The organism is Bradyrhizobium sp. CCBAU 45394, assembly GCF_028128655.1.
GTDB classification, from domain to species: Bacteria; Pseudomonadota; Alphaproteobacteria; order Rhizobiales; family Xanthobacteraceae; genus Bradyrhizobium; species Bradyrhizobium diazoefficiens.
On the sequence record NZ_LBIX01000004.1, the window covers coordinates 32,277 to 45,849 of the forward strand.

12 protein-coding genes are annotated in these 13,573 nt (G+C 64.9%); 2 read left to right on the forward strand and 10 right to left on the reverse strand.

Features of this window, described 5'->3' with window-relative positions:
- Positions 1-179: 179 nt before the first annotated feature.
- Positions 180-3,020 carry an ATP-binding protein gene (locus WN73_RS00995; RefSeq protein ID WP_110116857.1) on the forward strand — a complete coding sequence of 947 codons (2,841 nt, stop codon included), beginning with the start codon at positions 180-182 and terminating at the stop codon, positions 3,018-3,020.
- 45 nt (positions 3,021-3,065) lie between these two features.
- Here WN73_RS00995 and WN73_RS01000 read toward each other — a convergent pair whose 3' ends face one another.
- The 3 genes from WN73_RS01000 to WN73_RS01010 all read right to left on the reverse strand — a co-directional run bounded on the left by WN73_RS01000 (position 3,066) and on the right by WN73_RS01010 (position 6,710).
- On the reverse strand, positions 3,066-4,004 hold the full coding sequence (locus tag WN73_RS01000; RefSeq protein WP_011088996.1) for an aldo/keto reductase: 939 nt from the start codon (positions 4,002-4,004) through the stop codon (positions 3,066-3,068).
- A gap of 70 nt (positions 4,005-4,074) precedes the next feature.
- Positions 4,075-5,571, reverse strand: coding sequence for an MDR family MFS transporter (locus WN73_RS01005; protein WP_182869182.1), 1,497 nt, complete (start codon positions 5,569-5,571; stop codon positions 4,075-4,077).
- Positions 5,568-6,710, reverse strand: a complete 1,143-nt coding sequence (locus WN73_RS01010; protein ID WP_011088998.1) for an HlyD family secretion protein — start codon at positions 6,708-6,710, stop codon at positions 5,568-5,570. The genes WN73_RS01005 and WN73_RS01010 overlap by 4 nt, the downstream gene beginning before the upstream one ends.
- A 143-nt stretch (positions 6,711-6,853) precedes the next feature.
- On the opposite strand from WN73_RS01010, the gene WN73_RS01015 reads away from it, so the two are divergent.
- Positions 6,854-7,495: a TetR/AcrR family transcriptional regulator gene (locus WN73_RS01015; protein WP_060912643.1), complete on the forward strand. Its 642-nt coding sequence runs from the start codon at positions 6,854-6,856 to the stop codon at positions 7,493-7,495.
- 178 nt (positions 7,496-7,673) lie between these two features.
- Here the strand turns inward: WN73_RS01015 and msrA are convergent, their stop codons facing one another.
- The 7 genes from msrA to WN73_RS01050 all read right to left on the reverse strand — a co-directional run bounded on the left by msrA (position 7,674) and on the right by WN73_RS01050 (position 13,296).
- Complete coding sequence (gene msrA / locus WN73_RS01020) at positions 7,674-8,189, reverse strand: peptide-methionine (S)-S-oxide reductase MsrA (RefSeq protein WP_182872275.1); 516 nt, start codon at positions 8,187-8,189, stop codon at positions 7,674-7,676.
- A 29-nt stretch (positions 8,190-8,218) separates the two neighbouring features.
- Entirely contained in the window at positions 8,219-8,659 is a 441-nt protein-coding gene (locus WN73_RS01025) for a cupin domain-containing protein (RefSeq protein WP_271551089.1), read from the reverse strand.
- A gap of 21 nt (positions 8,660-8,680) precedes the next feature.
- Entirely contained in the window at positions 8,681-9,103 is a 423-nt protein-coding gene (locus tag WN73_RS01030) for an OsmC family protein (RefSeq protein WP_182872277.1), read from the reverse strand.
- 206 nt (positions 9,104-9,309) lie between these two features.
- A complete protein-coding gene (locus tag WN73_RS01035) occupies positions 9,310-10,158 on the reverse strand; it encodes an enoyl-CoA hydratase/isomerase family protein (RefSeq protein WP_271551092.1) in 849 nt (282 codons plus the stop codon).
- A 71-nt stretch (positions 10,159-10,229) separates the two neighbouring features.
- Entirely contained in the window at positions 10,230-11,543 is a 1,314-nt protein-coding gene (locus WN73_RS01040) for an epoxide hydrolase family protein (protein ID WP_271551093.1), read from the reverse strand.
- A gap of 246 nt (positions 11,544-11,789) precedes the next feature.
- Positions 11,790-12,479, reverse strand: a complete 690-nt coding sequence (locus WN73_RS01045) for a VOC family protein (RefSeq protein WP_271551095.1) — start codon at positions 12,477-12,479, stop codon at positions 11,790-11,792.
- A 151-nt stretch (positions 12,480-12,630) separates the two neighbouring features.
- The gene (locus tag WN73_RS01050; protein WP_271551097.1) at positions 12,631-13,296 is read right to left on the reverse strand and encodes a sensor histidine kinase; all 666 of its coding nucleotides are present in this window, start codon (positions 13,294-13,296) and stop codon (positions 12,631-12,633) included.
- Between the last annotated feature and the right edge of the window lie 277 nt (positions 13,297-13,573).

The window sequence follows — 13,573 nt, forward strand, 5'->3', positions numbered from 1 at the left end:
CGCCATGGGACGGCGACCTAACCCCTTACGTTCTAAGTCTTATTCCGGCGGGCCGGTGGCGACCCAAGCGATCTGCGCAGGTCTGCCAGCCATGCTGCTTTCGGACAGTTTACTGTACGCCTCGTTCTGCTAGACCAAAAAATAATACCTTTTGACTCCCGTCGTGGGGGCAATGGCGCGTGCCAGAGCATAACGAAGACTCGGCCATTTCATTTGGGCCATTTCGCCTGTTTCCAAAGTCCCGGCTCTTGGAGAAGGAGGGCTCGCCGCTTCATGTCGGCGGCCGCGCGCTCGATATCCTCATCTTCCTGGCCGGGCGCCCCGGTGAAGTCGTCGACAAGAGAGAGCTGGTCAAGCGCATCTGGGCCGACGTCAATGTCGACGAGGGCAGCCTGCGCTTCCATGTCGCAGCGCTGCGCAAGGCGCTCGGCGATACCGGCAAGTCGGCCCGTTATGTCGTCAATGTGCCCGGCCGCGGCTATTGCTTCGTCGCGTCGCTCGCTCAAGCGGCCGCTCCGGTCGCGCCGGTCTCCCTCGACATCGTTCCTCCGCGCTCCCTGCCCGTTCAGCTCGCGAAGATGGTCGGACGAGAGGAGGTCATCGAAAAGATCTCGAACGGACTGTCGCTCTATCGCTTCATGACCGTGGTCGGCCCGGGCGGGATCGGCAAGACCGCGGTCGCCGTCACCGTCGGGCATCGGCGTTCCCAGGATTTCGGCGGCCGCGTCTTCTTCGTCGACTTCGGCCCGCTGCGGGATGCCAGCCACATTGCAACCACCATCGCCTCCGCGCTCGGGCTGACTATCAGCGCGGAGGATCCGACGCCGGCCCTGCTGACATTTCTCAAGGCCGGCCCGGCCCTGCTGATCTTCGACAGCTGCGAACACGTGCTGGACAATCTGGCCCCGCTCGTCGAGCGCATCGTTCGCGAAGCGCCGCAGCTTCGTGTTCTCGCGACCAGCCGCGAGTCGTTCCGGAGCGAAGGCGAGCGGATCTTCCGGCTGTTCCCGCTGGATTGTCCGCCGGAACGGGAAGACCTGGGTGTCGCCGAGGTCCTCACCTACCCCGCGGCCCAACTCTTCATCGAGCGTATTGCCCAGAGCTCGGGTCCGTTCCAGCTCAGCGCGGAAGAGGCCCCGCTCGTCGCGAGCATCTGCCGGCGCCTCGACGGCATTGCGCTGGCAATCGAGCTCGCGGCGGGCCGCGTCAATGCCTATGGCATCGCAGGCACGGCTTCCCTGCTCGACAGCCGTTTTTCGCTGCAATGGCGCGGACGACGCACGGCCGTGCCGCGGCACCAGACGCTCGCCGCGGCCCTCGACTGGAGCTATGACCTGCTGCCCGCGGCGGAGAGCGCCACCTTGCGGCGACTATCGGTGTTCGCCGGCCCCTTCGCGCCGGAGGCGGCCGCCACGGTCGCGGCAGGCGACGGCGTCAGCGCATCGGAAACCCTCGAAGCGATCGACAGCCTGGTCACCAAATCGCTGATCTCGCCGTCCGGCTCGCGGACGTTGCGCTATCGCCTGCTCGACACCACGCGCACCTACGCGCATGGAAAGCTCAACGAGCTCGGTGAAACCAGGCAGTTCGCGCGGCGCCACGCGGAGCATTTTCGCGATTTCTTCGAGCGGGCCGAGGCCGACACGTCGACGCCGCTGCCCGAGTGGCTGCACGTGTATGGCGCGGAGCTGGACAATGTGCGCTCCGCGCTGGACTGGGCCTTCGGGCCCGACGGCGATCCCGCGCTGGGAATCGCGCTGACGGCGGCCGCAGTCACGCTGTGGGTGCGGCTTTCGCTGTTCGCCGAATGCCGCGAGCGCTGCAGAACGGCACTGGCAGCGCTCGGAGACAGCGGCGGTGACGGCCGCGTCCGCATGCAGCTCCTGTCGGCACTCGGCTGGTCGCTGATGTATGGCGAGGGCCGTGCGCGCGAGGCGCGCCCGATCCTCGAGACAACCCTCGAGATCGCCGACAGGCTCGACGACAAGGATTTCCGCCTGCGCGCGCTCTGGGGCCTGTGCATCGACCAGTTCAACAACGGACAGTTCGGCAAGGCCCGCGCACTCGCCGACCGTTTTGCGAACGCGGCGGCGAATTCTCCCGACAAGTCCGATGTCCTGCTGGGTGACCGGCTGATGGCCGTCGCGCTGCATTATCTCGGTGACCAGAACGACGCGCGGCTGTGCATCGATAGGGTGAACGCGTCGCTGCATGTGCTGGCGGAGAAGCCGAAGATATTCCCGCTCGACCTCAGGATATCGACGCAATATTTCCGGGCCCGCATCCTGTGGCTGCAAGGCCTCGCCGACCAGGCCCAGGCGCTGGCCGCACGAACCATCGAGGAGGGCCTCGCCAACGGCCACGCGCTGACCTTCTGCAGCGTGCTGGGACAGGCGGCCTGCCCGATCGCCTTCTGGGCCGGCGATTTCGCCGCCGCGGAACGCCACGGCGCCGAGCTGCTCGAACACACCGAGCGACACGCGATCCGGCTGTGGGGCCTGTGGGCACGCGCCTTCAACGCGGCAGTCGTTGCCAAGCGCGGCGACGTCGCGACCGGCCTGCCGCTGCTGCGCGAAGAGCTCAACCGCGCCGGCGATGCGCGCTTCCTGCCGCGCTTTCTTCCTCTGCTCGGTGAACTCGCCGCGTGTTTCGGCGAGGCCGACCAGACCGATCGCGGCCTGGAGATGATCGAGGACATATTGGCGCGTTGCAACGACCGCCAGGAGCGCTGGTATCTGCCGGAGCTGACGCGCATCAAGGCCGAATTGATGCTCAAGCAGACCAAGGGCCTGCCCGCCGCCGAAGCGGCTTTTCGCGAGGCCATGGACATCGCGACGCACCAGGGCGCACGATCGTGGGAGCTGAGATGCGCCATCGGCCTCGCGCGGTTCAGACTGGGACAAGGCCGCGATGCAGAGGCGCTGGAGGTTCTGGAAACCGTTTGCCGGCCGCTGACCGAGGGATCCCGCACCGCCGACATGCGCGAGGCCCGAGGCCTGATCGCGCAGCTCCGGAACTGAGGCAGCGCTGCTCGGCCGTCGAGCGATCGCTCCGCACTGCCCGGTTCATCGGGCCCTTGGAATAAATCCGGGCACGCCAGTCTCCACCACTGCGTTGAACCTGACGTTCGTCGTGATCCCGTCTCGTATCTCCCGCATCGCATCCTCGGGCAGAGCCGAGATGTCAAAATTCTCCCGGATTCGCGCGGGATTGGTCGAGGTCGTCAGGAACGCCGTGCCGCGCTGGACGGCCCACGCCAGGCAAACCTGAGCCGGTGTCTTCTGCACGCGCCGCGCGATGGCTGTGATCACGGGATCCTCCAGCACGCGCGGCTCCATGGCATGTCCCAACGCCGCGAACGCCTGGAGCACGATGCCATGCTCGCGACAGAAGTCGAGCAGGTCCCATTCGGGAAGATACGGATGCGATTCGACCTGCACCATGGCAGGCCTGATCCGCGCGACGGCAACGATCTCGCGCAGCTTCTCCAGGGTAATGTCCGACAGGCCGATCGACTTGCAGTGCCCCTCGTCAACGAGGCGCTCCAGCGCGTGCCACGTCTCCACCAATGTAACGCCGGAATCATAGATGACCCGACCGCTTGCGTCGCGCGGATCCTGCTCGTCACCGGGCTGAAAGGCAAAGGGCGTATGGATGATGTAGCAGTCGATCTCGTCGAGTTGCAGCCGTCGGCGGCTGGCGTCGAAGGCAGGCTTGACCCGCTCCGGCCGATGATTGGTGTTCCATAGCTTCGTCGTCACGAACAGCTCCTCGCGCCGGAGCTTCCCGGCCTTGAAGGCGTCCTGCATCGCATCGCCGACCGCCGCTTCGTTGCGATAGCGCTCCGCACAATCGAGATGTCGAAATCCGGCCTCCAATGCGGCCCTGATGGCCTGCCTGGTCACGAGCGGATCCGGAATGAGCGTGCCAAATCCCACTGCCGGAATCGTCACGGACTCATGAGTTGGAATCCTCGTGTCACGAAGCGAATCGGAGGTCGTCATGGTGATACTCCCTTGTTGTCTGCTCGCCGCCCTAGCGGACGAAGCGATCGAGGTTGGCGGCTCCCCGGCATTAACCGGCAGGCCGTGGCTTGCGGAGAAAGAACACCAGCGGGATCACGACGAGCATGGCGAACATCAGGATCTCGAACTGATCGATGACCGCGACCGTGGCCGCCTGATGCGTGACCATGCCGTTGAGCGCGGCAAGGCTTGGCTTCCCGATCGGGCCCGCGCCATGCGCCGCGACGCGGAAAGGCGTGAGATGCTTGGCGAGCGCGACGTGCACGGCCTGGGTGTTGGCATAGAAGAAGAGCTGGACCACCGCGATGCCGATGGTGCTGCCATAAAGGCGCGACAGGTTGATCAGCGCGCCGCCTTCCGGGCGAAGCTTCGGATCGAGCGTGCCGAACGCGGCCCTCGCGAGCGCCGGCAACAACATGCCGAGACCGGCACCCTGGAGCATGCCGGCTTCGACCACCGGCCGCCAATCCATCGCCGGCGAATAGCCGAGCATCAGCCAATTGGCATAGACCACCAGCGCCATGCCGCCCATGAGGAACGGCCGGTAGTCGACCTGCCCCGGAACCAGGCTCGTCAGCACCAGCGCTCCCACCAGCGCCACACCGCGCGGAATGGTCATGTAGCCCGTGGTGTCGACGGGATAGTTGAGCAATTCCTCCAGCATCGGAGACGTCAACGCCAGGGTCGGCAGCAGCACGAAGCCAAGCGCGAAGGAGATGACCGTCGAGAGGACGAGATTGCGATCCCTGAACAGCGCCGTGCGGAGAAAATGCTCTCGGGTCGTCAACACGTGCACGCTGAAGAGATAAAAACCCAGGACCGAGGCGACCGCCTCGGCCCAGATCTCCGTCGAGGCAAACCATTCGAGGCGCTCGCCGCGGTCCAGCAGCATCTGTAGCCCGATCATGCCGACGGAAAAGGTCGTCAGGCCGAAGAAGTCGAAGGGCTGGCTTCGCTCGGCCCGCTTCTCGCTCAGCAGCGAGGCCATCGTCATGAAGATGAAGGCCGTCATCGGCAGGCTGACATAGAAGATCGACGCCCAGCCGTAGTATTCACTGAGCCAGCCGCCAATGGCGGGGCCGGTGCTGATGCCGAGCAGGGAGCAGACCGTCGATGCCAGGCTCATGCGCGCATGCCGCGCCGGCGGCGTCACCTCGAGCAGGATGGCCAAGGAGAGCGGCGCGAGCGGTCCGCTCGCCGCGCCCTGGAGGATCCGCGCCAGCACGAACTGGATCGACGTCGTTGCCAGCGTGTCGAGGACAAGACCGAACGTGAAGATGGCGAGGGCAGCCTGATAGACCGCCTTGCGGCCATAGCGGCCCGCGAGCCACTGCGTGATCGACATGGTCACGGCACTTGCCGCGATATACGAGGAGAACACCCAGCCGACCTCGTCATTCGCCATCGAGAGCGTCGCCTGAATGTGCGGCAACGCTGCATTCGGTATCGAGATGTTCACAGCCTGCATGTAGATCGCGATAAGGGCCGCCGCGGAGATCGCACGATGGTCGCCGGCCGCGCCGGTCGATGGGACGGTCGTGCTCATTTGACCTCCGTCGCGAGCGCGCCTTGGAGCAGATGCGGCCAGCTGCGGCGGTGGCCGGTATCGACCCGCGCCGTCACGCTGATGCCGGAGAACAACGGCCGGGTCGGATCGAGATCGTCGAGCTCGAGGCGCACCGGCAGCCGCTGCACGACCTTGACCCAGTTCCCGGTCGCATTCTCCGGCGGCAGGACCGAGAAGTCCGACCCGGTGCCGGGACTCATGCTGACGATATGCGCCCTGAACTTGCGATCCGGATAGGCATCGACGTCGATCGTCGCCTCCTGGCCCGGACGCATGTGGGTCAGGCCGGTCTCGCGAAAATTCGCCTCGATCCAGATGTCCCGGCTGGACATCAGCGAGAACGTCGGCGCTCCCGCGTTGACGAAGCCCCCGATCTGCAAGTCGTCGACCTTCGTCACGATACCGTCGTCGGGCGCAATCACCGTCGCGTAGGAGAGATCGAGCCGCGCCCGGTCGAGCTGGGCTCTTGCCGCGCGAACCGTGGGATGACGATCGGCATCGATATCGGGATCGCCGTTGAGCGCGACGACCGTGTTGGCAATCTGCTGTTCGATCGATGCCATGCGGTGGCGGGCGACCTTGAGATCGGTCTCGGCCCGCTCATAGACCGCACGCGGCGTGAAGTCGGAGGCGACCAGCATCTTCTTGCGATCGAACTCGCGTTCGTCGAAGGAAGCCGATTCCCTGGCCGATTGCAGCTCCGCCTGCTGCTGGCGGTGGGTCGCCTTGAGCGAGTCGATCTGGAGTCGCGCGCTGCCGAGCCGCGCCTCGGCCTGATCGACCGCAATCTGATAGGGCTCGGGATCGATCCGAAACAGGACCTGCCCCCGTCGCACGCGCTCGTTATCGCGCACGGCGATCTCGACCGCCTGGCCTGACACCCGCGCGTTGATGGTCACCTTGGCGGCACGCACGAACGCGTCGTCGGTCGAGACATATTGTTCCTGCGCAAGATACATGAAGGCGCCGAACACGGCGACCACGGTCGGCAGCGCGAGCATCAGGGGCCGGCGCAGCCGCCGGCCGAGGTCCGCTCCGAACAATGGCACAGCCCCCTCGCTCCCGCGGAAGCTGCGATCGCCCAACCAGCCGGCGATTGGCGCAAAGTTCAAACGCATCGTGAGCCCTCGTCTTATCTTTTTTACTAACGTACGTTACAAATATTGTACTGCAGTGCCGCTATCAAGACGCGCGGCCATTGATTTTTATAACGGTCCATACAAATATATGTGTGGAACAGTACAACCAGGATTTTGGCGACATGGCACGGAAGAAGAGCGAAGCGGGCCCGGCGCGCCGCGGACGGCCGCCCGCCTATGACGCAGAGACGGCCCTCAAGCGAGCGACGGAGACGTTCTGGAGAACCGGCTACTCCGGCACGTCCCTGGACAAGGTCGCCGCCGCGACCGGCATGAGCCCACCGAGCCTCTACGCCGTGTTCGGCAACAAGCACACGCTCTATCTCGAAGCGCTCGCGCGCTATTGGGAGATAAGCCTTGCCGCAACGCGTGAGGCCCTCGCGGGGGACCATCCCTTGGACGAAGCCCTGATGCTGGCCTATGACGCAGCGCTGTCGATCTATTTTTCCGGCAAGGGAACCGCGCGGGGCTGCTTCGTGGTGGGAACCGCGGTGACCGAAGTCGCAGAAGATACGGCGATCCGGAACAGCGTAGCGGCGGGATTGCGCGCGATTGACGCCGATTTCGAGGCCCGCTTCCGCCTTGCCCAGGACAAGGGCGAACTGAAGCGTGATGCCGATCCGGCAGCGCTTGCAATCCTCGCCTCTGCCACGATGCATACCATCGCCATTCGCGCTCGCGCCGGCGCCCGCCGCGCCGAGCTAAGGGAGCTTGCCCGGAAGGCCGTGGACGTGATCTGCGGATGCCGGGCAGATGCGCATTGAGCCGCGAGGCGTTCTCGGGATCGAAAACCTGCGTGCCGGTGACGGTCGGGAGCAACTCTCCCGCACAATGAAATGACGACAACCGGCACATTTGCATTCCTCGTCAATAGGCGGCTGCCGTCGCGAGCGGTCCGCGCGCAAGACCCAGCCTCTCCCCGGCAATACGCGACGCCGCGGTCTAGCCCCCCGCAACCGCCGCGCGCCGCGGCAGCTTCCAGCCGGGCCGGATGAAGTGACACGTGTAGCCGTCCGGATAGCGCTCGAGATAATCCTGGTGCTCCGGCTCGGCCTCCCAGAAATCGCCGGCGGGCGTGACCTCGGTCACCACTTTGCCGGGCCACAGATGCGAGGCCTCGACGTCGGCGATCGTGTCTTCCGCGATCCGCTTCTGCTCGTCGCTCGTCGTGAAGATCGCGGAGCGATAGCTCGTGCCCCAGTCATTGCCCTGACGGTTGAGCGTGGTGGGATCGTGGATCTGGAAGAAGAACTCCAGCATCGTCCGGTAGCTCGTCTTGGCGGGATCGAAGATGATCTCGATCGCCTCGGCGTGCCCTTCGTGATTGCGATAGGTCGCGTTCTTGACCTCTCCGCCGGTGTAGCCGACGCGAGTCGAAATCACCCCGGGCTGCCTGCGGATCAGATCCTGCATGCCCCAGAAGCAGCCTCCGGCCAACACTGCGCGCTCCGTCGTCATTTGATGCTCCATTCGTTCGGTCGAGATATTCAGCGCTGGTCCGCAGCCGCATGCAAGCGCGGATCATCATGGTCATCGTGATATTCCAGGCCCAGCGGACCGATGGCGGAAACCTGCGTGACGTATTCGCCTGATTTCGCCCAGTGATAATGCCAGGTCTCGCCGGGCAGCACGATGACGCTGCCCGGCGGATAGGCATTGACCTTGTCGCCGTCGAAACGCTCGCCGAGCCCGATATAGAACACACCCGACATCACCGTGTAGATGCGGTCCTCGGGATGTTTGTGCGGCATCAGCCTGGTGCCGCCGGGCACCTTGACCCGGACCACGTAAGGTCCGGGCTCAGCGGGATGACCGACCATGACGGCGAGGCGCGCGCCGGGTGGAAATGCGGGGAACGGCTGCCACGCGATATCCTCCGGCAGGATCGCCCGGAACCTGTCTTCATCCGGCTGATGTTGGCGAGGCATGGTGCTGCTCCCTCTGTTCGGTCAGGTCAGCTTGGCGTCGAGCGTGATCGCGGCGTTGAGCACCTTCGACACCGGGCAGTTCTTCTCGGCCTCGCCGGCGATCTTGGCGAAACCTGCGTCGTCAAGGTTCGGCACCTTGGCGCGCAACGTGAGCGCCGACTTGCTGATCTTGAAGCCCTTGCCTTCGGGCTCGAGCGTAACCGCGGCCTCGGTCGAGAGCTCGTCCGGCGTGAAACCGGCAAGCTGAAGACCGAAGGCCAGCGCCATGGTGAAGCAGCCGGCATGGGCCGCAGCGATCAACTCCTCGGGATTGGTGCCCTTCTCGTTCTCGAAGCGTGTCTTGAACGAATAGGGCGTCTCGGCGAGCACGCCGGATTCACTCGACAGATGGCCCGTGCCATCGCGGCCGGTGCCCTTCCAGACTGCTGTTGCCTTGCGGATCATCTCAATTCTCCTTGTTGGGTTTAGCGCCGGCGCTCGGTACCGGAGGAAAGCGACATTGGCACGACCGCCTGTCACCATTCCAACCGGCCGAACGCCGCAGCGGTTCCGTCGGAGCCCCGTTCCGATGGAATCGGAACGACGCTCCGGATTCTTGTTTTGACGCGTTTTCTTCACGCGAACCGGTATCCACTTCGCTCGAAAACGCTCTAATTTCCGATCTGTCCGACGTGGAAGCCGAGCCGGTTCTCGACGTCGCCGGCGCGATGGAAGCCGCGCGCCATCAGCGCCTTGATACGGGCCTGGCTTGCCGGGCGGCCAAGCGCGGCCAGGAACGCGTCCCACTCGGGCTTGATCTCGACATCGGGCGGAAGACTGGCGACATCGACCAGGCGCTTGGTCTCGGCAATAGCCTCCTTGTCGAACGACGCGATGCGCATGGCGAGCGCCTCGACGAAGCCATCGAGCTCGGCATCCGGCAGCGACCGGTTCACATAGCCGTAGCGTTCGGCGAGATCGCCGTGGATGTCGTCGGCGCCGAGCAGCACTTCGAGCGCACGGCCGCGGCCCATCAGGCGCGGCAGCCGCGCCATCGGTCCGCCACCGGGCACGAGGCCCGCACCGACTTCCCATTGCGACAGGATCGCCTTCTCGCGGCTGGCAAAGCGCATGTCGCTGGCGAGCGCGAGCTCGCTGCCGACGCCGGTGGCGCGGCCCCGGATCGAGGCAATGGAAACCACCGGCGCACGACTGAGACGCACCAGCATGTCGGGCAGCGCCTGGAGACCGGTCGGCCCGGGCGAGATGCCCAGCGAATCCTCCAGCGGCGAGAGGAAGTCGTAATGCGTGATGAAGAAGCCTTCGACGGCACTGTCGAACACGACAACCTTGACTTCCGGATCGGTCTCGATCGCGGTGACGATGTCGCCCAGCAGCGGAAGCTGCTTCGGGCCGAAGATGTTCACCGGCGGCATATCGAAGGTGACGCGCCAATATGACGGCAGGCGGCGCTCCAGGCGGATGTCCTCGGTCGTGAAGGTACGTTCGGGGCGGTTCATTGTTTGCACTCCTGATATGGCGTCGTTCAAGGACGGGGACACGCGCCGGGTGCGCGCGTCCCCCATGCGGTTCAGATCGACTGGCGCAGCGGGCGGAAGGCGGTGCGCATTTCCGCAGAGAACAGCGCGGGCTGCTCCCAGGCGGCAAAGTGGCCGCCCTTGTCGAGCCGGTTGTAGTGCAGCAGCTTCGGGTAGGCCTTTTCGGTCCAGCTGCGCGGGGCGGCATAGATCTCGTCCGGAAACACGCTGACGGCGACCGGGATCTTGATGTGCTTGGGTTCGAAGAACACCAGCTTGTTCTCCCAGTACAGTCGGGCCGACGAGACCGCGGTGTTGGTGAGCCAGTACAGCGTGATGTTGTCGATCACATCGTCGCGCGACAGCCCTTCCGCCTTGCCGTCGAACACCCGCGCGATCATCGCGGCGCTGCGCGCATCGTGATCGAGCATCCAGGACGCAAGGCCCGCCGGCGAATCCACGAGGCCATAGAGCGTCTGCGGCCGGTTCGACATCTCGATCGCGTAGCCGAGACCGTGCTTGTAGAAATCGTCGAGCTGGTCGTAGGCAATGCGCTCTTCGGTCGAGAGCTTTGACGGGCGCGTTCCGCCGGGCTGCAGCGCCTTGGCGATGTCATCAGGAACCGTGGCGGGCATGTTGGTGTGAATGCCGAGCAATTCCGGCGGCGCGATCACCGCCATCTGCTCCGTCACCGCATTGCCCCAATCACCGCCTTGCGCGACGTAGCGATTGTAGCCAAGCCGCTTCATCAGCACGATCCAGGCACGCGCAATGCGCTGCGGATCCCAGCCGAGCGTCGTCGGCTTGCCGGAGAAGCCATGGCCGGGCAGCGAAGGGATCACGAGATCGAACGCGTCCGCCGCCTTCGCTCCATGCGCGGTCGGATCGGTCAGCGGGCCGACGATCTTCATCTGCTCGATGATCGAACCCGGCCAGCCATGCGTGACGATCATCGGCAGCGCATTCTCGTGCCTGGAGCGGACGTGGATGAAGTGGATGTCGACGCCGTCGATCTCGGTGACGAATTGCGGCAGCGCGTTGAGCCGCGCTTCAACCTTGCGCCAGTCATAGTCGTTCTGCCAGTAGCGCACGAGCTGCTGGACCGTGGTCAGCTGCACGCCCTGCGACTGGTCGGCGACGATCTCGCGATCGGGCCAGCGCGTTGCCGCGAGGCGCCGGCGCAGATCGAGCAGATCCTCCTCGGGCACGTTGACGTGGAAGGGGCGGATCGCGCCGCTCGCCGCCGCCTTTGCCGGACGCAGCGGCAACAGGCTCGCAACGCTGGCGGCGACCGCGGTCATCGCGGCCTGGCCCAGCAATTGACGGCGGTCGGGGTTGAGGATGTCGGCGCGTGCTTGCGTGGTCATGTTGGATCTCCCTTGCTTTGGTCGGCACCGTTGACCGAATTCGAAATCGAGACGTCGGTTCGTCGTGCAAGGAGATTGGCGCCGGCACTTCCGATTTGCCCGTTATGGATTGTTAGACCGCGTTAGCCGTTGCGAGCCTGCGCGCTAGAGGCTAGCGATCGACGATTCTGCGATGGGCACGATACAACGCAACACGGCGTGCGATGACCAAGTCATCGCGCGCCGTGAACGGAGAATGCCACAATGTCAGGAGGGCAGCGGCTGACCGGCCTGTTCGCGCACGATGTAGTCGGCGTACCAGGCCGCCCAGTTGTCGTCGTGTCCGCCGGTTCGCTTCTCGTGCTCGCCATGCGCCACCGCCGCGCGGCGCAGTGCCGCCGCCAGATCGCTCTGCGAGGGGAAATTCGTGCCGTCTGCCTCGATGCGTCCGGGCAGTCGTGTGGTGATCTCCTGGAACAGCCAGCCATTGCCGTCGGGATCGCTGAACGAGGCAAAGGAGCTGTAGCTGCCGCGCTTCGGGTCAACACCGCTGACCCGGATACTGCCGAACAGGTATGGTTCGTCCGGCCCGGCATGAACGTCGCCGCCGCCGTGGAACGGCTCGCTGACCGCGATGCCGCGGCCAAGCAGATCTTGTCGTGCCGCCTCCAGATCGGAGACGATCAGATACAGGCCGCGCACCGAGCCGGGCGCTGCCGCCGTGACGTTCCTGCCGAAGATCACCGAGCAGGCCGAGCCCGGCGGCGTGAACTGGATCACGCGCCAGTCGTCGCCAGAGGAAAAATCGGCGTCCAGTCGCCAGCCGAGGCGCATGTAGAACGCCTTGGCGCGGTCGACGTCGGACACCGGGATCACGACGACCTCGAGCTTCAGATCAACGCTGCGCGACGGCGAGGGTCTGGTCCCGGCTTCGCGATCGATTTCGAGTGTAGCCATGTCGAACTCCCTGATGTGAGGCGCGGGCTCTCAACCGAACCCATTCTTGCAGGCTCAACTTTGCTTTGCAGGCTCAACTTTGCGCAGAACGGCGAATGTCGCTCGTTCTCGAATGCTTGGGCTCGTTAGCGGTTCCGGATACAGTCGAACTTCAAGCGGCCGGCATCACGATGGTCACCCGCGTGCCGCCCTCCCCCGCCTCGCCATGCAACCGCGCGTGGATGCTGCGTGCGAGCCCTTCGAGAATGCGGATGCCGGTGCCCTGAAGCGGCCCGGTGGCGCCGATCCCGTTGTCGGCCACCGTACAGACCCAGGCGCCGTCGCGGTTGTCCATGTCGATGCGGATCAGTGCCCCATTCTTGTTCGGGAAGGCATGCTTTGCCGCGTTCGTGACCAGCTCCGTCAGCATCAGCGCGAGCCGATGACATTGCGATGCCGGCAGCACGCCGCTCTCGATCGCGGCCTCGCAGCGGACGCCCGCCGGCTCCAGCACCGCTTCGGAGAGCGCTCCGCAGAGATTTTCGAAAAAAGCCCCGACGGGGACGGCCGAGTCATCGTCGTTGTCGGACAGGAGCTGATAGAGCCTGCCGAAAGCAACGACGCGCCGCTCGAACCGATCCACCGCAAGCGACACGTCCCTGGTGCCGGCCCGCGTGAAGTCGCGACGGACTGACGCACCCAGCAGCGTCAGCGTGTTCTTCATGCGGTGATGGGACTCCCGCAGCACGAGTTCCCAATCACGCGACTGATCGTCAAGGCTGGCGACAAATTGAGATCGAACGGCACTGGCGTCCGACATGGAGCCGATAACGGACATGATAGCCTCCCATTGGAATAGGACCTAACTCGGAAGCCATACTGGATGCATCGCGCGCGTTTTGCCCGTTAGACGTTGCAAGATTCTGTTATGATCGGCGCATCACAAACCGGCAGCGGAGGCTGTCGTCGCGACGGTCAAGCCTGCTGACGATTTGTCGCAGTCGCGTCATAAACCGCTCGCGTTTAAGCAAAATTCGCGACGGGTATCCCGCCTGCATTCGGCCGATCCCCACGCGATTTCGCCACTTTCGGTCCGTTTACTGATAACCTCGCTC

What these genes read in the sequence shown, in the direction of transcription:
- WN73_RS01000 (WP_011088996.1), bottom strand. Translation starts at nt 4,004, where the DNA reads ATGACGACCTCCGATTCGCTTCGTGACACGAGGATTCCAACTCATGAG.
- WN73_RS01005 (WP_182869182.1), bottom strand. Translation starts at nt 5,571, where the DNA reads ATGAGCACGACCGTCCCATCGACCGGCGCGGCCGGCGACCATCGTGCG.
- WN73_RS01010 (WP_011088998.1), bottom strand. Translation starts at nt 6,710, where the DNA reads ATGCGTTTGAACTTTGCGCCAATCGCCGGCTGGTTGGGCGATCGCAGC.
- WN73_RS01015 (WP_060912643.1), top strand. Translation starts at nt 6,854, where the DNA reads ATGGCACGGAAGAAGAGCGAAGCGGGCCCGGCGCGCCGCGGACGGCCG.
- msrA (WP_182872275.1), bottom strand. Translation starts at nt 8,189, where the DNA reads ATGACGACGGAGCGCGCAGTGTTGGCCGGAGGCTGCTTCTGGGGCATG.
- WN73_RS01025 (WP_271551089.1), bottom strand. Translation starts at nt 8,659, where the DNA reads ATGCCTCGCCAACATCAGCCGGATGAAGACAGGTTCCGGGCGATCCTG.
- WN73_RS01030 (WP_182872277.1), bottom strand. Translation starts at nt 9,103, where the DNA reads ATGATCCGCAAGGCAACAGCAGTCTGGAAGGGCACCGGCCGCGATGGC.
- WN73_RS01035 (WP_271551092.1), bottom strand. Translation starts at nt 10,158, where the DNA reads ATGAACCGCCCCGAACGTACCTTCACGACCGAGGACATCCGCCTGGAG.
- WN73_RS01040 (WP_271551093.1), bottom strand. Translation starts at nt 11,543, where the DNA reads ATGACCACGCAAGCACGCGCCGACATCCTCAACCCCGACCGCCGTCAA.
- WN73_RS01045 (WP_271551095.1), bottom strand. Translation starts at nt 12,479, where the DNA reads ATGGCTACACTCGAAATCGATCGCGAAGCCGGGACCAGACCCTCGCCG.
- WN73_RS01050 (WP_271551097.1), bottom strand. Translation starts at nt 13,296, where the DNA reads ATGTCCGTTATCGGCTCCATGTCGGACGCCAGTGCCGTTCGATCTCAA.